Source organism: Paraburkholderia sediminicola (assembly GCF_046026675.1).
Classification (GTDB): Bacteria; Pseudomonadota; Gammaproteobacteria; order Burkholderiales; family Burkholderiaceae; genus Paraburkholderia; species Paraburkholderia sediminicola_F.
Map to the genome: position 1 here is coordinate 489624 of NZ_JAQQEY010000002.1, position 19421 is coordinate 509044.

Genomic DNA, 19421 nt, shown 5'->3' on the forward strand with positions numbered 1-19421 from the left:
TGCGAAGTTGCTTGTGTCTTGCATCCGGCGTTGATGCATTAGAACGTGCCGACGTATCTGACTTGTGTCGGGAAACCGGGGTAATTGCAATGTTCTGTATCACCTGGATGCCCAGATACATTGCGATACGAATCACGGGTTTTCCGCGAGCAAGGCCTTGATCTTCGCTTCGGTCTGTTCGTAGTCACCTTCGCCGAAGTGCGTGTAGGCCACGTGCCCTTTCTTGTCGACCAGATAAAACGCGGGCCAATACTGGTTGTCGTAGGCGCGCCATGTTGCGTAGTTGTTGTCCTGCGCGACCGGGAACGTAATGCCGAAGCGCTTGATCGCCGTCTTGACGTTGTCCGTGCTGCGCTCGAACGGATACTCGGGCGTGTGGACGCCGACCACCGCCAGTCCCTGGTCCTTGTATTTCTGATTCCAGGTCTTGACGTAGGGCAGTACGTGGATGCAGTTGATGCAGGTGTAGGTCCAGAAATCGACCAGCACGACCTTGCCCCGCAACCGCTGCATGGTCAGGGGGTCGCTATTGAGCCATTTATCGATGCCAGCGAATTCCGGCGCGGCAGCGTTGTTGTCGAGCTGGTTTGCAACAGGACCGGCGGCAGCGCTGGCCGTGGGACTTGCAACGAGCGTTGCGATTGCGGCGGCGCCGGCTGCCACGGTTGCGGCGAACAGGGCGACGGTCGTGGTGGTTTTGAGTCGGGAGAGCATGTCAGCGTCCTTTCAAGGAGGAGAGCAGAGCGGCGATCCGGGCATGGGCCCGTACGCCGCATCGGGCATTCCAGTGGTTGGCATGGGTGCATTTGAACGCCCGTTCGTATCTGGCTTGTGTCGCCGAGGTTGCGCGGGTGCAATGTTTTGTGTCAGAGGAACGCCCAGATACATTGGGATACAAAGCGTCGCGCGTACTGGGTTATAAAGCAGCCATTCCTACCGTGGAGAAGCCACATGAGTACCGAACTGCTGCAAGGATCCTGTCACTGCGGGACCGTGAAATTTGAAGTCCGTACCGATGTCGTGCCCGCTGCGCGTTGCAATTGCAGCCTGTGCCGGCGCAAGGGCGCGCTGATGACGCCGCTGTTCGATGCGAATGAACTAAAGATCCTGCAGGGCGAGGAAGCGCTGACGCTCTATCAGTTCAATACACGCACGGCGAAGCACTACTTCTGCAGGCACTGCGGCATTTATCCGTTCCACCAGACGCGTAAAGATCCGCAGCTGTGGCGAGTCAACATCGGTTGCCTGGAGGGTGTCGACCCGTATACGCTAGAGGCGAGCGTAGCCAATGGCGCCAGCCTGTCCGTCGTGGAGGACGCATGAGAAAGCTCATGACAATTCTCGCCTTCCTTGCGGGCGGATTGGCGGCGGAACTGGCACATCCCGTGCACTGTTCGCTGATCAACGTGAACCGGGTGCGCGTCAATCGTCGAAAGGATTGATCCGTTGATGGAAACCACCGACCACGTCCTGATCGTCGACGACGATCGTGGCATCCGCGAATTGCTCGCCACCTATCTCGAGAAGAACGGCATGCGGGTTTCGCTCGCCGCCAACGGCCGGCAGATGCGCACGGTCCTTGAGCAGGGCGCGCCTGATCTGATCGTGCTCGATCTGATGATGCCCGGCGAGGACGGTCTCGTGCTGTGCCGGGAATTGCGCGCCGGCAAGTTTCGCGCGGTGCCAGTCTTGATGCTGACCGCCCGCAGCGAGGAGACGGACCGCATCGTCGGCCTGGAAATGGGCGCGGACGATTACCTGTCCAAGCCGTTTGCGGTGCGCGAACTGCTGGCGCGCATCCGCTCCGTGCTGCGCCGCGCGCGGATGCTGCCGCCCGGCATGCAGGTGACGGAAACCGCGCCGATGATCGCCTTTGGCGACTGGCGGCTCGACACCACGGCGCGTCATCTGCTCGACGCTGAAGGCACCATGGTGGCCTTAAGCGGTGCGGAGTACCGCTTGCTGCGCGTGTTCCTCGATCATCCGCAGCGCGTTCTGACACGGGATCAATTGCTCAATCTGACCCAGGGCCGCCAGGCCGATGCGTTCGACCGCTCGATCGATCTGCTTGTTAGCCGTTTGCGGCAGCGCCTGCAGGACACCGCGCGTGAGCCTCGGTACATCAAGACGCTACGCAGCGAAGGTTATGTATTTTCAGCGGCGGTGACCATGATCGAAGGTGGTCCATGAAGCTGAATACATTGCTGCGTTGGCCGCGCACGCTGTTCGCGCGGCTTGCCCTGATTCTCTTTGTCAGCCTTGCGCTGGTGCAAACGCTGTCGGTCTGGCTCACCATGACGGAACGGGACCAGACCATGACGAACGTGATGATGGGTTACATCGAACGCGAGGTCACCAGCTCCGTCGCCCTGCTTGATCATTTGCCCGCTAACGAACGCGCCGAATGGCTGCCGAGGCTGGCGCGTCGCACCTATACCTTCAATCTCGGGCCCGGCGTCGCCGGCGCACCTCCGGATGCGAAGCTCTCAGCGAGGGTGGCTCAATCTATCGCAGACGGCATCGGCAAGCGCTATCCGCTCACCGCCAACGCCGTCCCCGGCGATCCGGACCGCCTGCAGGTGCATCTGCAGTTGAGTGACGGCACGCCGCTGACGATCGACTATCGTCCCATGCCGGGCGCGCCGCTGTCGCCGTGGTTGTCATGGTTGCTGGTGCTGCAACTGGTGGTGCTGGCCGCGTGTTGCTGGCTGGCGGTACGGCTGGCAACGCGCCCGTTGAGCCAGTTGGCGCGAGCGGCCGATACGCTGGGCCCCGACCTGAAGGTGGAGCGCCTGCCCGAAGACGGCCCGGATGAAGTGGCGCGCGCAGCGCGGGCGTTCAACGCCATGCAGGACCGCATCAGGCTGTACATGACTGAGCGCTTGCAGATCCTCGCGGCGATTTCGCACGACCTGCAAACGCCGATTACCCGTATGCGTTTGCGTGTTGACGTGATGGACGAGAGCCCACAGGGTGCCAAGCTGCAGCAGGACCTGCAGGAAATGGAAACGATGGTCAAGGAAGGCGTCACGTACGCGCGCACCATGCACGGTGCCAGCGAGGCGCCCCTGCGTATCGATCCGGATGCGCTGTTCGACAGCCTCGTGTTCGACTATGTCGATGCTGGCCAGGACGTTTCGCTACACGGTCGAATCGACACTGCACTGGTGACACGTCCTCAGGCATTGCGCCGGATCGTGGGCAATCTCGTCGATAACGCACTGAAGTTTGGTGGGTCGGCCGAGATCAGGGTCGCCTCGCAGGACGGGCAAGTGAGGGTCGCCGTGCTCGATCGTGGGCCAGGTATTCCGGCTGAGTCACTGGAAGCGGTATTCGAACCGTTCTATCGGCTGGAAGGATCGCGCAACCGCGGAACCGGCGGGACCGGGTTGGGCCTCGCGATTGCGCGGCAACTCGCTTTGGCGATGGACGCGACGTTGTCGTTGCATAACCGGCCCGATGGCGGCCTTGAAGCCACACTCGTGTTGAAAGGCGTTGGCTAGATTCCGATCGCTCGCCGATCGCGTTGTATGCCGTACTTTTTCGTCGATGAGCTTTAGCTTCTGCCCCCTGTCTCTGTATCCCAATGTATCTGCACGGTCGGTAAATACATAACGTTTCACTGGCGCTTTTCGCAGACACACGCCAGATACGTCCACGGGCCTTAATGATTCCAGGCCAGATCGTCTGGCTTCGCAGGCCGGACACGCCTTGCGTTTCTGTAGCTAACCTTTGAGGAGAATCCGCGATGCCGGATCAGATCAATACTCGACGTCGTCGTCTACTTGGGACGACAGTTGCTGGTATCAGCTTGATGGAGTTGGGTTTGAGCGGGCTCGCCAAGGCGCAGTCGACGGGTACGAACACTGCAACGCGTGTCGCTTCGTTCGAGAACATTCGCCAGGTCAATGCCGGAACGCTCAACGTGGGCTATGCGGAAGCGGGCCCGCAGAATGGACCGGTGGTGATCCTGCTGCACGGCTGGCCCTACGATATCTACAGCTTCGCCGAAGTCACACCGTTGCTGGCAGCCGCAGGCTATCGGGTCATCGTGCCGTATCTGCGGGGCTATGGTTCAACACGGTTCCTGTCCGCGGATACGCCGCGCAACGGTCAGCAGGCCGTGGTTGCCGTCGACATCATCGCGTTGATGGACGCATTGAAGATCGACAAAGCCATCTTCGGCGCCTTCGATTGGGGCGCGCGTACGGCGAATATTATCGCCGCGCTATGGCCGCAGCGATGCCAGGCGATGGTGTCGGTCAGCGGTTATCTGATCGGCAGTCAGGAAGCCAACCGGACGCCGCTGCCACCGAAGGCGGAACTGGCCTGGTGGTATCAGTTCTATTTCGCCACGGAGCGTGGCCATGCAGGTTACGAAGCGAACCGCCACGACTTCAACAAGCTGATCTGGCGTCTCGCGTCGCCGAAATGGAATTTCGACGATGCGACGTACGACCGCTCGGCTGAGTCCTTCAAAAATCCCGATCACGTCGCGGTGGTGATTCACAACTATCGCTGGCGTCTGGGCCTGGTCAAGGGCGAGCCGCAATACGACGAGCTCGAAGCGCGGCTGGCGAAGGGGCCGACCATTTCGGTTCCGACCATCACGATGGAGGGCGACGCCAACGGCGCACCGCATCCCGAGCCGACAGCCTATGCGAAGAAATTCACCGGCAAGTATCAGCACCGGAACATCGACGGGGGCATCGGACATAACTTGCCACAGGAAGCGCCGAAGGCATTTGCCGATGCGATCGTCGATGTCGCCCGGCTTTAAGCGGAGCGGAGGAGTCCGGGGGCTTAAGTTGGCTGTGGCCCCCGGGCAGGCTAAAGCGGTGTAGGTGGCGCACCTGGTTCACTCTGGATCAAGTTCTGGATTCCGGCAGGGACAATCCGCTGATTCGGCCAAAAATTAAGCTGGGGGCACGAAAACAAATGCCATGAGGCGCACATGTCCCCAAGCCCACGCAAACATAGGCCGTACGTTTTCATCTCAGCGTTTCTCGGCACGGCGATCGAGCAATACGATTTCCTGCTGTACGGGACGGCATCGGCGCTCGTATTCAGCAAGATTTTCTTCCCGACTCTGGATCCGCTCGCCGGCACGATCGCTTCGCTCGGCACCTACGCGGCCGGCTATTTTGCCCGCGGTGCGGGGGCGCTGATCTGCGGGCATTTCGGCGATCGCTTCGGCCGCAAGACGCTGCTGCTTTCCACGCTGCTGGTGATGGGCATTGCGTCGACGCTCGTCGGTTGCCTGCCGACCTACGCCGAAATCGGTATCTGGGCGCCCATCTTGTTGACGCTGCTTCGGATATTCCAAGGCTTTGCCATCGGCGGTGAGCAGAGCGGCGCCACCGTGCTCGGCGTGGAAAGCGCGCCGGCCGGACGCCGCGGCCTCTACGGAAGCTGGAGCAATTCGGGTAGCTACGGGGGCGCCTTGTTATCGACGGGTGCCTTACTTCTCATGTCGAGGCTACCCGAAGCTGACTTCCTGGCCTGGGGCTGGCGCATTCCGTTCCTGTTCAGCGCGGTGCTGGTCGTGATCGGACTGATTGGACGCGCACGGTTGCCGGAAACGCGTGAATTCGAACAGATGAGGGCGACCCAGACCGTCGCGAGTTTCCCGCTTGCCGACCTGCTTCGCAACCATCGCCGGGAAATCGCGATTGTCTTCATGGCGCGACTCGGCGAAATCACGTGGTCGATCTTCGTGCTGCTGTTTTCCGTGGCCTATGTGACCGTCCATCTTGGACTGCCGCGTCAGGCGGTGCTCGTCGCGATCATGGCGGGTGCAGCGCTGGCCGTCTTCATGGTGCCGCTGTTCGCGGCGCTGTCGGATCGCATTGGCCGCAAGCCGATCTATCTGGCAGGCCTCGTCGCTTGTGCGTTTTACGTCTGGCCGTATTTCAACCTGCTGAATACGCGCGATCCAGCGCTGGTCAGGCTTGCCATCGTCATTGCAATCGGTCTGATCCATCCGTTGATGTATGGACCGCAAGGCGGCTTCTTTGCTGACATGTTCGACGTCAAGGTGCGCTTTTCCGGCGTATCCATTGGCGCAATCGGTGCAGTCATTGGCGGCGGCATGAGCCCGGTGATCTGTTCCGCGCTGCTCGCTGCGCGCAACGGCGATCCGTTGTGGGTTGCATGCTACGTTGCGGCGAGTTCCTTGATCGCCGCTAGCTTCGTGCTGCTTGCGCCGCGTAGCGGCGGCGTATCGAACGCGGTTCCTGAGCCGGCCGCGCAATCGCAAGTCGGCCAATCCTGAGCACTTATTCGACCACAAGGAGGCTCGCATGAGCGACCACGACAAATCGAACCTGAGTCGCGGCATCGCCGCCGAGATGGATCACAAACTCGAGCAGGGCGCATGGGACGACCGGCAGAAGCTCGCGCTGGCGTGCCGGGTGCTCGCGCACGAAGGACATTCGGAGACCCTCGCGGGGCAGATTACGCTGCGCGCCGGCGACGGTACATTCCTGACGACGGCGATGGCGGTTGGCTTCGATGAAATCACGCGCAGCAGCGTGATTCGCATCGACGATCAAATGCGTGTGATCGAAGGCAATGGTATGGCGAACCCCGCGATCCGTTTTCATCTGTGGACTTACCGGCGCCGGCCGGACGTCAACTGCATTGTTCATACGCATCCACCGTATGTGAACGTATTGTCCATGGTGGGCGTGCCGCTCGAAGTCGCGCACATGGACGCCACACCGCTCTTTAACGACTGCGCTTTTCTGAAAGAATGGCCGGGACTCCCGATCGCCGACAATGAGGGCGAGATCATCTCCGGTGCGCTCGGCAACAAGCGGACAATCCTGCTAGCGAATCACGGATTCCTTGCGGCCACCTCCTCGATAGAGGAGTCGGCCTATCTGTCCGTGCTGATTGAGCGCGCTGCGCGCAGCCAGATTCTGGCCAGGTCGATGGGGCAGATCGTGCCTATCGATCCTGCGTTGGCGAAGGAATCGCACGACTTTCTGCTCCTGCCTAGTATCGTTAAGGCGAGTTTCGCGCTGTTCGGCCGACGCGTGATCCGGCGCGAACCGGAGGTTCTTTTCTAGTCCGTTCCTGCCGCTTTTTGCCGGACCGCGGGTTGCGCGATAATCGCATGACATGGGCGGACGTCGCCTCCAACGCAGTTTCCGGGAGTTTGTCATGCGCGCTATCGACTTGCCGTACGCTCCGACGCTCTGTGAAATGCCCGCGCGTTGTCTCGACGACTGGAAGCTCTCCCTCGACGACATTGTCACGCCGGGCGACATTCTGCTTGCCGGCGACACGTCCGAGGGTGAAATCCGCGCGGGCAGGCTGATGGGTGGCGGTGTACTGGCGACTGTGCAACTGGGGTTGTCGGAAGTGCGTCACGACTGGGCGCACCTGCAGAATCTCGCTGGCGACGACGTTATCGTTCTGATCGTCCTCGATGGCTGCGGCACGGTCACGCAACAAGAGCGCACGCTGCCTTTCACCGCCGGTGACATCACGTTCCGGCGTGCACGCGTGCCGTCAACGGCACGTATCGACGAACCGGCGAAGTTTGTCATGCTTCGTTTGCCAATCACGCGTTTTTTCGGCCACGCGATGTCGCGCTTCTCTCCGTTTGCACCTGCCTGCGCCAGCGGCGAATCGGGGATTGTTCTCACGGTGCATCGATTTATCGAATCGGTGTTGCCGTCGCTCAGGCAGCAGAGCGCAAACACGGCGGCAGCAGCGGAGCAATCGCTTGTGTCGCTGCTCGCGGCGGCGTATCTGGAATCGGCAGGGGACGCAACCGTCGAGCCCGTTGCGGGAGGCGCAAATCCTCTGCGATGGTCGCAACTGCGCGCGTTCATTGCGTCCAATCTTCACGATCCCGAACTGGACGTCGAAGCGTGCGCGAGGGCGCTAAGCGTGTCGAAACGCTACGTTCACAAGATGTTCGAAACCAACGGAACGCATTACGGGAGGTTCGTGCTGGAGCATCGCCTTGCCCGCAGCCGTGACGATATGACGAATCCACTTTGCGCGGATTTGTCGATCGAGCGCATTGCGTACAGGAATGGCTTTAATGATCCAGCGCATTTCAGCCGGAGCTTTCGAATGCTGTTCGGTACTACGCCGGGTGCGTACAGGAAGCAAAGCGGCGGTGCTGGTAAGGAAAACAGAGGGGCGGTGTTGTAGTCTGGATCAGGGATGTCGAAATTCGGCATCACGCGCAAGGAGATTGCCCCCGCGCTGTCGTCGAACCTCTTCATGGACATGGTGCCATAATGGCAAGCGCCGGCGTCGGTTCTTCTTCGCAGGGTGTGCATTTCAAGCCGGAGATGAGCAGGACCCGCGCGATGAAAACGGCAATGTCATTTACGACAAAGACGTGACTTTGTTAGACACGTGGGGGGCGATGGAGGATCTCGTCGACCATGGAAGATGCCGGGCCATCGGGCTGTCTGACATCGGCTTGAACGAATTGCGGCCTCTCTATGAATCGGCGCGAATCAAGCCGGCGGCAGTGCAGGTCGAAGCACATCCGTATCTTCCAGAAACGGAACTTCTGGAATTCTGCAAAGAGAAAGGGATCGTGTTTTTGGCCTTTGCGCCATTGGGTCACGGAATCAGGCCGGGGCCGCTTGAGGATCCAGTTGTTTCCCAGATTGCCGCGCAAATTGGAAAGACACCTGCCAGGTACTGCTCGCCTGGGCAATCCAGCGTGGCGGGGCTTTGCTCACCACCCCCAAAACGGCGGCCCGCGCGCGCGAGAATTTCGATATCGCTGCGCTTTCGGCAGACGCGTTCGAAGCGATCAACCGGATTGAGACGAGGCAGAGGTTCAACGAAGTCGTCAAGACAGGCAGCCCGGGGTTTATTCCGCGAAAGACTGAATAGATCGATGTGACAGTATCCGGAGGCACGCAATGCAGGAAGAAAAGATACGTGAAGCATTGAATGCGCACTGGCACGCGTCGGCGGCCGGCGATCTCGACGCGGAACACGATATTTACGATGATGACGCCATCTGTGACTATCCCCAATCAGGTGAACGAATCCTTGGACGAGTTAATTTGCAAGCTCTGCGGGGTCATCATCCGGATAAGCCATCGGGTTTCGACGTCAGGCGCATTCAAGGCGAGGGTAATCTCTGGGTCACGGAATACTCCATCACCTATAACGGGCGAGCGGCTTACACGGTAAGCATTATGGAGTTCCGCAATGGCAAGGTTGTGCATGAGACCCAGTATTTTTCGGATCCCTTTGAAGCACCGGGTTGGCGGAGTCAGTGGGTTCAGCAGGGCGCGTAACGTCGCGTTGCGGGTCGGGTTTTGCCAGACACGTACGGCCGCACCGAGACGACTAGTTAGTGCGGCAGGGCTCCAACTGAACCCGGATCGTCTAGCCATCGTGAGACAGCGGATAGCACCTGTGCCTCGATGCCAAGAAAGCCATGTGGCGACTTCGCTCCGCATTCACTGGCGCCAATCCCACCGCGCTCGCTGCTTGATACCGCGAGGAACTGCGACCGATTGTCCTTGGCGAGCGTGCGTGCTGCGCCAAACGGTGAAACCCGACATCCGTCATTTTCGTTCGACACCACCAGGACCGGCGTAGCGCCGACGTCCCAGTGCATGCCTGAAAGCCCGACCTCGCCACGCATGCCGATCGTGACGGGCGAGGTCAGTACATACGCGTCGGCCAACCGTGGTTCCCGTTGCAGCACATTGCCAACCGAAATCGTGCCTCGGCTGGTGCCCACGAGTTCGAACTTTGCACTTGCCACGACTAGCCGGTTGTTTTAGACGGAAAGCCGCAAGCCGCATTCTGGCCATTCCTTTCGAGTGAGACACAGCAATGAAAGCAACGATCGCGTACATCGAAGAACCCCCATTTGGTTGGACAGAATCAAATCAGGCAACGGGAGCGGACATTGAGTTGGCGGAAGCCGTCCTTCGGGCGATCGGCGCCACCCATATCGAGCATCACCTGACTACGTTCAGCGAACTGCTGCCCGGAGTCGAGGCGGGCCGCTGGGATATGAACGTTCCACTCTTCGTGACACCTGAGCGGGCCAGCAAGGTTGCGTTCAGTGTGCCCGTGTGGGCGATCGGCGATGGTTTTCTGGTTCGGGCAGGAAATCCGAAGGGGCTCAATAGCTATGCCTCGCTTGCCGAACGCAATGATGCCCGGCTAGGCATCATTGCCGGACAGGTGCAACACGAGTCGGCCAGAGCGTCAGGCGTGAGCGAAGACCAGATCGTCATCTTCGAGGAGCAGTCCGACGCAATAGATGCGCTTCGCTCGGGAAAGATCGATGCCTACGCCAGTACCGCAGTGGGGAATCGCGTACTAGCTGGGCGCATCGGTGGTTCGGTGCTTGAGGCCATTGAGCACGACACTGGAACGGATGACAAGCAAGCTCTTCCGACTGGAGCATTCTCGTTTAACAAGAACAATGGTCGACTGCTTAAGGCGGTGAACGAACAACTTCGTTTGTATCTGGGTTCACCCGACCACCGGATTGGCATGTCGAAATTCGGCATTACATACAAGGAAATTGATCCCGTGCTAGTCCGCGAAGCGAAGCTTACGTAAGTTCGGCTCCGAGTGGCCTCGATGCGTCAGACAAGCGCTTTGCTGGCGGCGGCCGTGCGGCCGCGCAGCCAGTTAATGCTCGCGAAGAGCAGCACAGCGAACACAATCAGCATCGTTGCCACGGCGAGGATCGACGGGTCGATCGAGTCGCGAATACCGCTCCACATCTGCCGAGGCACGGTTGTTTGATCCGGGCCGCCGATGAACAGAATGACGATGACTTCGTCGAACGAGGTCGCGAAAGCGAAGACGCTGCCGGTCGCGACCGCTGGCGTGATGAGCGGCAAGGTCACGCGCCTGAATGTGACCCAAGGCGTCGCGCCGAGCCCGGAAGCGGCGCGCAACAGACTCTGATCAAACGAAAGCAGTGACGCCGTCACGGTGATCACGACGAATGGCGTGCCGAGCGCCGCATGCGCCAGCACCACGCCGGGATACGAGTTCACAAGGCCGAGCGGCGCGAAGATCAGATAGAAGCCCGCGGCGGCGACGACAATCGGCACGATCATCGGCGAGATGATGATCGGCATGATGAGCGAGCGCAGCGGAAACTGCGCACGCGAAATACCCAGCGCGGCGAGCGTGCCGAGACACGTGGCGATCAGCGTCGACGCTGCGCCGATACCGATGCTGTTCAGGAGCGATCGTTGCCAGGCTGCGCTCGTGAGCGCCTGCTCATACCAGCGCAGCGAAAAACCCTGCAACGGGTAAGAGAAATACGAGCCCGAATTGAACGAGAGCGGGATGATCGCGAGAATCGGCGCAATCAGGAAGAACAGTACAAGCGCTGTATGCAGCCGTACCCAGCGCGCGGCGACGCGTTCCGTCAGCACCGTGTTGCGTTTATCTGGCATATCGCTCCCTCGTCGTATCCGCGTGTGTCAATCGAGTCTCAACCGAAGCGCAAGCGGTCGATGCCGACAATGCGGTTGAACAGGAAATAGAAGATCGCCGTGAAGATCACGAGATAGGCTGAGAGCGCACCGGCGAGGCCCCAGTTGAGTTGCGTGTTGGTCTGGATCGCGATGAGCTGACTGATCATCTCATCGCCTGCGCCGCCGAGCAGCGCGGGCGTGATGTAGTAGCCGAGCGCGAGTACGAACACGAGGAAGCAGCCCGCCCCCACGCCCGGCAGCGTCTGCGGCACGTAGATCCGCACAAACGCTGTGAACGGGTGCGCCCCAAGCGATTGGGCGGCCCGTACGTACACGGGCGAGACACTCTTCATCACCGAGTAGATCGCGAGAATCATGTAAGGCAGGAGCACATGTGTCATGCCGATGAGCACGCCCGCGCGGTTGAAGACGAGCGGCAGTGGATGGGTGGTGAGACCGAGCCCCATCAGCAGGCTGTTGATGACGCCACCCGGTTGCAGCAAAACGTACCACGCGGTTGTGCGCACGAGCACCGAGGTCCAGAACGGTACGATCACAAAGAGCATCAGGCGGTTGCTGCTTTTCGCGGGCAGGTTCGCGAGCAGCCAGGCGACCGGATAGCCGAACACGAGGCACAGCAGCGTGACCGTGGCACTGATAGAAATCGTGCGCACGAACGCTTGCCGATAGATCGAAGCGTTGTCAGGCACGAACGCGACTGAACCTTGTGGTGTCACTTGCGCATCGACGGCCGCGAGCAGATAGTCCGGCGTCGGCGACGTGGCGGCGCGTTTCAGCAAGCGCCAGATTTCCGGCGAATTCCAGCGTTCGTCGAGTTCGATGAGCGCCGGTTTCCACGCGGGCGGCGCATCAGCGGGCAACTGGCGCGCGGTGTGCATCAGCAGGCTGCGGAATTCGGCCTGATCGAAGTTCAGCCGCCGCGCGACAGTGCCGAGCTGTCCGCTTTGCTGCGCTTCTCTGAGCCCCGCAGCGAGCAGGGCGAACATGCGCTCGTCCGGCACGCCGCGCCCGTCCCATGCATCGAGCGCGCGCGTGAGCGCGGGCATGCTGTCAGGCACTTCGTGGTTCTCCACGCTGCGCGCTAGCAGGAGCGCGATCGGTGCAATGAACGTCGAAAGCAGAAACACGATCAGCGGCAGCGCGAGCAAAAGCGCCTGCACCGACGCACGGCGGCGTGCTTTTTGAAACGACGCGCGGCCGTCGGCTCTCGTCGGAGAGCCCGGGGCCGTGGTGCGGGCCGAAGCGGGCATGTGGGTAGTCACGTTGGGCTCTCGTCGGACGGTGGTGTTACTGCGTCAGCCACACCTGGAAGCGCTTATTGATCTGGTCCGCGTTGTCGGCCCAGAAGTTCGCGTTGATCTGCAAGGCGCGCTTGAAGTTCTCGGGTGCGGTCGGCAGATCGGCGAGGCGCTGCTTGTCGACCAGCGCGATTGCATCCTTGCGCGGCGGCGCATACGCGATGTACTTCGACAAATCCGCATACGCCTTCGGCTGCGAAGCGGAGACGATGAATTTCGCGGCGGCGTCGGCATGCTTCGCGCCCGTCGGAACGGCCCACCAGTCGAAGTCGTAAACCTGCGCGTCCCAGACGGTCTTGAATGGCTTGTTGTCCTTCTTCGCGGCGTCGGAAATGCGGCCGTTGTAGGCCTGCGTCATCACGACCGCACCGTCGGCGAGCAACTGCGGCGCCTGGGCACCCGACTCCCACCACACGATGTTTTGCTTGATCGTGTCGAGCTTCTTGAACGCGCGATCCACACCGGCGGGCGTAGCGAGCACCTTGTAGACATCTTTCGGAGCGACGCCGTCCGCAATCAACGCCCATTCCATCGTGACCTTCGGCGACTTGCGCAAGCCGCGCTTACCGGGGAATTTCTGCAGATCAAAAAAGTCGTTGACGGTGGTCGGCGCGGTCTTCAGCTTGCTCGTGTCGTACGCGTAGACCGTGGACCAGACCATGCTCGCAACCGCGCAATCGCTGATCGTGCCGGGGATGAAGTCGCTCGTCTTGCCGAGCGTCTTCTTGTCGAACTTCTGCAGCAGGCCTTCGTCGCAGGCGGTGATCGCATCGTTCGTTTCGAGGTCGATCAGGTCCCACGTGGTGTTCTTCGCCTGCTCCATCGCGGAGAGTTTCGCGAGGCCGCCGTCATACGATTCGGTCGAGAAGCCAATGCCGGTGGCTTGCGTGAACGGTTCGAAATAGGCTTTCTTGGCCGCCGCTTCATATGCACCGCCGAAGGTCACGACGGAGAGCGTCTCCGCCGCCTGGACGGTCACGGTAGCGAATGCGAGTACGGCGAGTGCGGCGCTTTGTGCTTTGATGAGAGTGCGCATGTCAGTTGGCTCCTGCTGGTGCGGTCGTGATGATGGAAGGTGAGAGCGGTGTGGATGCGGGGATCACGGGCGCGCTGCGTGGCACGCTCATCGCGAGAATTTTGCAGTCGTCGTGGCGCCATGCGATCTCGATCGCACTGCCGGGCGAAGGCAGCGCATGGCGCTGCGTATTGGGTACTTTCACGACGAAGGAATCACGTGAACCGAGCGCGAGGTGCACGCGATGATGATCGCCGCAATACACCAGTTCCTCGACGCGTGCGCGCACCACGTTGCTGTGTTCGTCGAGGTGCACGCCTTCGGCGCTCGGGATATGCGCGCGTTCGGGGCGCAGCGCGAGCATCGCTTCGTCGCCCACACGCAGACCGGGTTCGCAACGGCCACGAATGACACTGCCGTCCGCGAGCGCGAGCGTCGCCCACTCCTCGCTCGCGGTGACGACGCGCCCGGTCAGCCCGTTGTTTTCGCCGACGAAGTTTGCGACGAAGGCGTTCTGCGCGTTCTCGTAGAGTTCGCTGGGCGTGGCGGCTTGCTGAATACGGCCATCGGAGAACACGGCGACGCGATCCGACATTGTCAGCGCTTCGGCCTGATCGTGGGTCACGTAGACGATCGTGAGGGACAGCTCGCGATGCAGGCGCATGATTTCGTATTGCATGGTTTCGCGCAAGCGTTTGTCGAGCGCGCCGAGCGGTTCGTCCATCAGCACGACGCTCGGCTCGAACACGAGCGCGCGCGCGAGCGCCACGCGCTGCTGCTGTCCGCCGGAGAGCTGCGAGGGACGCCGGTTCGCCAGATGCGGCAGTTCGATCATCTCGAGCGCGCGCTTCACGCGCGTCTTCTGCTCGGCGCGGCTCACACGCCGCACGGAAAGCGGAAACGCGACATTCTCTGCAATCGTCAGATGAGGAAAGAGCGCGTAGTTCTGAAACACCATGCCGATGTCGCGCTGATGCGGAGGCTTGTCGTCGAGCCGCCGCCCGTCGAGGCGTATCTCGCCGCGCGTGGGCGATTCGAATCCCGCAAGCATCATGAGCGTCGTCGTCTTGCCCGAACCGGACGGACCCAGCAGCGACAGGAATTCTCCCTTGCGCACGTCGAGGTTCAAGTCATCGACGACGTATTGCGCGCCGTCATACGACTTGCTCACGCCCGAGAACGAAATGAAGGAAGGGTTTGACATCGTGATCGCGTCCTGTCGATGATGCGTCGTAATCAATGCGTGCCGGGCCGCGTCGCGACGATTTTGCCAGCGACGTAGCGTGCGAAGTCGAAGTTGGGACGTTCGAGATGGCTCAAGTGACCGGGCTTCGCGAGCGGCGCGTGCACGCCGCGAAAGACGGCTTCCACGCCGCGTTTGTCTTCCGCGTTCACGTCGTCGAGCAGTTTCTTCAAGGTTGTCATGTGCGCGTTGGCCTCGGTATCCGCGACGAACTCCGGCGCAAGCCCGCCACCGAAGCGGATATGCACGCGCTCCACGCCTTGCGGCTGCAGCACGAGATACCAGAAGTAACCCGGCGTGAGCGTGACGAGATGCGTCGGGTAGATCGCGAGCAGCGCCGTGGTCTTGCGCCAATGTCCCGTGAGGCGCGTATTGTCCGGATGCGCGTTGCCGATGGGCAAGGACGCTTCCTTCGTGATCCAGTGATAGTTAAAAGCTGGATAGCCCGGCGGGCATTCCATTTCCTCGAGCCGCGAATGCGGTCCTACCGTCGCGCGATGCAGCATGGGCAGGTGATAGCTCTCCATGAAGTTTTCCGCGAGGATCTTCCAGTTCGTGTCCCACACGTGTTCTTCATAGAAAGTTTCGATGTAGTCCGACATGCCGTATGCACCGATGAGCTCGCTCAGTTTGGCGAGCTGCGCGTGAACGGGCGGCGCGTTCTCGTCGAGTGTCACGTAGATCCAGCCTTGCCATTCTTCGCAGCGCACGGCGGGCAGCTTGTAGCTTTCCTTGCAGAAGCCCTCTTGCCGATCCATGAGCGGCGCGCCTTGCAGTGCGCCGTCCAGCGAATAGTTCCAGGCGTGATAGGGGCAGACGATGCGGCGCACGTTGCCGCGTCCTTCGAGCAGCACCGACATGCGATGCAGGCACACGTTCGACATCGCCTTGAGCTGCATCTGTTCGTCGCGCAATACGACGATCGGTTGCGCTCCAAGTCGCGCCGTCATGTAATCGCCGGGCACTTTGAGCGCACTGGCGCGGCCGACGCATTGCCATTCGCGCTCGAAGATGGCGCGCTCTTCCAACGTGAGGAATTCGGGCGACGTATAGACACCGGGTGGCATCGCATGCGCATCGCTGAATGACCGTTCGCAACCCGTCTGCAGTTCGTCGACCAGCGCTTGCACTGCGATCGTTCTTGCCGGGTTGGTCATGGTGTCCCCTTGATTCGTCACGGTGAAAGCGCGGCAACGCAAGGCTTTGCGGCGTAGCGCTCAACATGGACACCAATCTATCAAGCCAAATTGCAAGCCAAAATATTGTTTTTAGATACAAAGCAAAGCTTTTGCCTATGCAGCGCGCGCAGGCTTAAAGCGGACGATCGCGCTTTCGTGATCATGCGTCGATATGCAGGCGCCGTATATAGGTTTCGCAGAACGACGTGAAGCGATGCACGACCTGGCGCGGCTTCATTGTGCGCGATTGCGCGATGCCTAGCATCGTTGCGTTGACGTTGTCTTTGAAACGCTTAATGACGAACTCTTCGCCATCCACGGTGCGATTCGATTTGAGCGGAAAGTTCAGGAGGCTATAGCCGAGACCGTTGGCCACCATGCCGCGCACGACTTCCGGCTGCGACGAACGGAATGCGGGCACGGGGCGGCTGCCCACCGCATCGAAGAGCGCGGCGAAATACTCGCGGCTGTGCGGCAGATCGAGCATCACGTAAGGCTCGGGCAAGAGGTCCGCGAGCGATACCTTGCGCGCACGTGCCAGACGATGCGTCCTCGGCAGGATCGCATACGGCGGCAGCGAGAGCAGCGGAGTGAAGGCGATTTCCTCTGTCAAATCGAGGCTGTAGGTGAGCACAATGTCGAGCGAGCCGTCATGCAGGCCGCGCAAGAGGCCATCCTGGTGCGCCTCGACAGTGCGAAACGAGATACCCGCGTGCTCGTCGACGAATCGGCTGATCAGCCGCGGCATGAGCGGCGGCGCAAGCGAGACGAGGCAGCCGAGCGTGATGACGCCCGTCATGCCGCCGTCCATTTCCTTCGCGGTCGTCTGCAATTCTTCCGCAATCTTCAGCAGATTGCGCGCTTGCCCAAGCAGATCGCGACCGGCTTGCGTGAGCGAGAGGCCGCTCGCGTGATGCCGTATGAAGAGTTGCACACCGAACGACACCTCGAGGTCCGCGAGCGCCGTCGAGATCGACGGCTGCGAGATGTGCAGACGCTTCGCGGCGGCGGTAAAAGACAGCGCTTCCGCCGTGACCACGAAATAGCGCAACTGGCGCAACGAGTAGCGCAACGGTTGACTCTCCATCGACAACGCTCCGTGTTCAAGGTCCTCAATGGGCGGCATTGTGAAGCGTTCAAAAAGGCTTGCATAGGTAAATCCGATGCTATGCATTTTTTAAATATATTTTTCAGATTCTGAACGGGCGCGTAGATTTTCACGAAAGACGAACGGACCAGGCGGCGACGCGCTGTCGGAAACACCACCAGGTCCGTCACGATTGCGAGCGCTCGAAGGCCGCTACACCGTGACACCGCGATCGAATCGAAACATTCCGCCTTTTCAGAAGGACACAGCTATGACAGTGGAAACAACGTCAATCGACACGCTCGTAGTCGGCGCCGGCCAGGCCGGCGTCGCCATGAGCGAACATTTGAGCAAGCTTGGCGTGCCGCATCTCGTGCTGGAACGCGCTCGTATCGCCGAGCGCTGGCGCACGGGACGCTGGGATTCGCTGGTTGCCAACGGCCCCGCATGGCACGATCGTTTCCCCAATCTCGAGTTCGCCGACTTTGACCCCAACGCATTCGCGTCGAAGGAACAGGTCGCGGACTATTTCGTCGCTTATGCGGAGAAGTTTGAAGCGCCGATCCGCACCGGCGTGGAAGTGAAGAAGGTTGTGCGCAATGCGGGGCGCCAAGGCTTCACCATCGAAACATCGGAGGGCACGATCGAGGCCAATCGCGTGGTGGTCGCCACGGGGCCCTTCCAGCGCCCCGTCATTCCGCCAATCGCACCGCAAGATTCGAGTCTTACGCAGCTTCATTCCGCCGACTATCGCAATTCCGGTCAATTGCCCGACGGGGGTGTGTTGGTGGTGGGGGCCGGATCGTCGGGCGTGCAAATCGCGGACGAATTGCAGCGCGCGGGCAAGCGCGTCTATCTGTCGGTCGGAGCGCACGATCGTCCGCCGCGCGCCTATCGCGGTCGCGACTTCTGCTGGTGGCTCGGCGTGCTCGGCGAATGGGACGCAGAGGTCATGAAGCCCGGCAGGGAGCACGTCACCATTGCGGTGAGCGGTTCGCGTGGCGGCCATACGGTGGACTTCCGGCGTCTCGCGAATCAGGGCATCACGCTCGTGGGTCTCACGAAATCGTTCGATGACGGCGTGGTGACCTTCGAAGCCGATCTCGCGGAGAACATCGCGCGTGGCGACGAAAACTATCTGTCGCTGCTGGACGCGGCCGACGCGTACGCCGAGCGTAACGGTCTCGATCTTCCCGCAGAGCCTGAGGCCCGCGTCATTTCTGCTGATCCGGAATGCGTGAAGCACCCGTTGCGCGATCTCGATCTGGCGAAAGCCGGCGTGACGTCGATCATCTGGGCGACCGGATATGCAGTCGATTTCAGCTGGTTGGACGTCAACGCCTTCGATGAAAAGGGTAAGCCGAAACATCAGCGCGGCGTGTCAAAGGAGCCTGGCATCTATTTCATCGGTTTGCCCTGGCTGTCGCGCCGAGGCTCCGCATTCATCTGGGGCGTGTGGCACGACGCGAAGCACATTGCCGATCACATCGTCACGCAGCGCAAATATCTGGCTTACTACGACGACTCGCAAAACCAGACACAGAGTCGCGGCGAGGAAAGCGTTGAAGGCGTTGAAAACACCTCCGCCGGTTCACGCATCCACAAAGTCAGCGAGATGGGCGTGAATTGATGCGTATGCCTCTTTAATCCGCGATCCATTTCTTCCTACATTAAGGTGCATTGATGAGCCAACCTACGCATACCCGTATCCGCATGTTCAACACGAAGGATACGTATCCGAACCAGACGCTCGACAACGATCTTTGCCAGGCCGTGCGCGCTGGTAACACGGTCTATGTACGCGGCCAGGTGGGGACGGACTTCGAAGGCCGCATGATCGGCATCGGGGACCCGCGCGCCCAGGCCGAGCAAGCGATGAAGAACGTCAAGCAGTTGCTCGAAGAAGCCGGCAGCGACCTGTCTCACATCGTCAAGACCACAACGTTCCTGACTGACATCCGCTATCGCGAGCCGGTCTATCAGGAAGTCGGCAAGTGGTTGAAGGGCGTGTTTCCTATTTCGACCGGGCTGGTGGTGGTCGCGTTGGGTCAGCCGCAGTGGTTGATGGAAATCGACGTTATCGCGGTCATTCCGGATGGATGGACGCCGCCGAAGGCCTAAGGAGCGGG

The 19421-nt window shown here is 60.7% G+C and carries 19 protein-coding genes and 1 pseudogene; 12 read left to right on the forward strand and 8 right to left on the reverse strand.

What is annotated here, in order from left to right; all coding sequences use genetic code 11:
- Positions 1-132: 132 nt before the first annotated feature.
- Complete coding sequence (locus PQQ86_RS22075; protein WP_408271600.1) at positions 133-714, reverse strand: thioredoxin family protein; 582 nt, start codon at positions 712-714, stop codon at positions 133-135.
- A gap of 237 nt (positions 715-951) precedes the next feature.
- Between PQQ86_RS22075 and PQQ86_RS22080 the strand changes: the two genes are divergently transcribed.
- The 9 genes and pseudogenes from PQQ86_RS22080 (at position 952) to PQQ86_RS22120 (ending at position 9287) form a co-directional block, all read left to right on the forward strand.
- Positions 952-1323: a GFA family protein gene (locus PQQ86_RS22080; RefSeq protein WP_408271603.1), complete on the forward strand. Its 372-nt coding sequence runs from the start codon at positions 952-954 to the stop codon at positions 1321-1323.
- 126 nt (positions 1324-1449) lie between these two features.
- Positions 1450-2190, forward strand: a complete 741-nt coding sequence (locus PQQ86_RS22085; protein WP_408271605.1) for a response regulator — start codon at positions 1450-1452, stop codon at positions 2188-2190.
- The gene (locus tag PQQ86_RS22090) at positions 2187-3503 is read left to right on the forward strand and encodes a sensor histidine kinase (RefSeq protein WP_408271608.1); all 1317 of its coding nucleotides are present in this window, start codon (positions 2187-2189) and stop codon (positions 3501-3503) included. The genes PQQ86_RS22085 and PQQ86_RS22090 overlap by 4 nt, the downstream gene beginning before the upstream one ends.
- A 245-nt stretch (positions 3504-3748) precedes the next feature.
- The gene (locus tag PQQ86_RS22095; protein WP_408271610.1) at positions 3749-4780 is read left to right on the forward strand and encodes an alpha/beta fold hydrolase; all 1032 of its coding nucleotides are present in this window, start codon (positions 3749-3751) and stop codon (positions 4778-4780) included.
- 174 nt (positions 4781-4954) lie between these two features.
- Complete coding sequence (locus PQQ86_RS22100) at positions 4955-6274, forward strand: MFS transporter (RefSeq protein ID WP_408271613.1); 1320 nt, start codon at positions 4955-4957, stop codon at positions 6272-6274.
- A gap of 28 nt (positions 6275-6302) precedes the next feature.
- Positions 6303-7073 carry an aldolase gene (locus tag PQQ86_RS22105; RefSeq protein ID WP_408271616.1) on the forward strand — a complete coding sequence of 257 codons (771 nt, stop codon included), beginning with the start codon at positions 6303-6305 and terminating at the stop codon, positions 7071-7073.
- 94 nt (positions 7074-7167) lie between these two features.
- Positions 7168-8172 carry a helix-turn-helix domain-containing protein gene (locus PQQ86_RS22110; protein ID WP_408271619.1) on the forward strand — a complete coding sequence of 335 codons (1005 nt, stop codon included), beginning with the start codon at positions 7168-7170 and terminating at the stop codon, positions 8170-8172.
- 127 nt (positions 8173-8299) lie between these two features.
- A pseudogene (locus tag PQQ86_RS22115) lies at positions 8300-8874 on the forward strand (aldo/keto reductase); the annotation flags it as partial.
- A 29-nt stretch (positions 8875-8903) separates the two neighbouring features.
- Positions 8904-9287: a nuclear transport factor 2 family protein gene (locus PQQ86_RS22120; protein ID WP_408271622.1), complete on the forward strand. Its 384-nt coding sequence runs from the start codon at positions 8904-8906 to the stop codon at positions 9285-9287.
- 56 nt (positions 9288-9343) lie between these two features.
- On the opposite strand, the gene PQQ86_RS22125 is transcribed toward PQQ86_RS22120, so the two are convergent.
- Positions 9344-9763 carry a hypothetical protein gene (locus PQQ86_RS22125; protein ID WP_408271625.1) on the reverse strand — a complete coding sequence of 140 codons (420 nt, stop codon included), beginning with the start codon at positions 9761-9763 and terminating at the stop codon, positions 9344-9346.
- A 71-nt stretch (positions 9764-9834) separates the two neighbouring features.
- Between PQQ86_RS22125 and PQQ86_RS22130 the strand changes: the two genes are divergently transcribed.
- The gene (locus tag PQQ86_RS22130) at positions 9835-10575 is read left to right on the forward strand and encodes a transporter substrate-binding domain-containing protein (protein WP_408271629.1); all 741 of its coding nucleotides are present in this window, start codon (positions 9835-9837) and stop codon (positions 10573-10575) included.
- A 26-nt stretch (positions 10576-10601) separates the two neighbouring features.
- Here the strand turns inward: PQQ86_RS22130 and PQQ86_RS22135 are convergent, their stop codons facing one another.
- The 6 genes from PQQ86_RS22135 to PQQ86_RS22160 all read right to left on the reverse strand — a co-directional run bounded on the left by PQQ86_RS22135 (position 10602) and on the right by PQQ86_RS22160 (position 17292).
- The gene (locus PQQ86_RS22135; RefSeq protein WP_408271632.1) at positions 10602-11429 is read right to left on the reverse strand and encodes an ABC transporter permease; all 828 of its coding nucleotides are present in this window, start codon (positions 11427-11429) and stop codon (positions 10602-10604) included.
- 38 nt (positions 11430-11467) lie between these two features.
- On the reverse strand, positions 11468-12721 hold the full coding sequence (locus PQQ86_RS22140) for an ABC transporter permease (protein ID WP_408279299.1): 1254 nt from the start codon (positions 12719-12721) through the stop codon (positions 11468-11470).
- Between the two features lie 37 nt (positions 12722-12758).
- Positions 12759-13805 (reverse strand): ABC transporter substrate-binding protein, encoded by a 1047-nt coding sequence (locus PQQ86_RS22145; RefSeq protein WP_408271635.1) that lies wholly within the window; start codon positions 13803-13805, stop codon positions 12759-12761.
- 1 nt (position 13806) lies between these two features.
- Entirely contained in the window at positions 13807-14988 is a 1182-nt protein-coding gene (locus PQQ86_RS22150; RefSeq protein ID WP_408271638.1) for an ABC transporter ATP-binding protein, read from the reverse strand.
- Positions 14989-15020: 32 nt separating this feature from the next.
- The gene (locus PQQ86_RS22155) at positions 15021-16184 is read right to left on the reverse strand and encodes an SRPBCC family protein (RefSeq protein WP_408271641.1); all 1164 of its coding nucleotides are present in this window, start codon (positions 16182-16184) and stop codon (positions 15021-15023) included.
- A 181-nt stretch (positions 16185-16365) separates the two neighbouring features.
- Complete coding sequence (locus tag PQQ86_RS22160) at positions 16366-17292, reverse strand: LysR family transcriptional regulator (RefSeq protein ID WP_408271644.1); 927 nt, start codon at positions 17290-17292, stop codon at positions 16366-16368.
- A 271-nt stretch (positions 17293-17563) separates the two neighbouring features.
- Between PQQ86_RS22160 and PQQ86_RS22165 the strand changes: the two genes are divergently transcribed.
- Positions 17564-18922 (forward strand): flavin-containing monooxygenase, encoded by a 1359-nt coding sequence (locus tag PQQ86_RS22165; protein ID WP_408271646.1) that lies wholly within the window; start codon positions 17564-17566, stop codon positions 18920-18922.
- Positions 18923-18975: 53 nt separating this feature from the next.
- Positions 18976-19413, forward strand: a complete 438-nt coding sequence (locus tag PQQ86_RS22170) for a RidA family protein (RefSeq protein WP_408271649.1) — start codon at positions 18976-18978, stop codon at positions 19411-19413.
- The last annotated feature ends 8 nt before the right edge of the window (positions 19414-19421 follow it).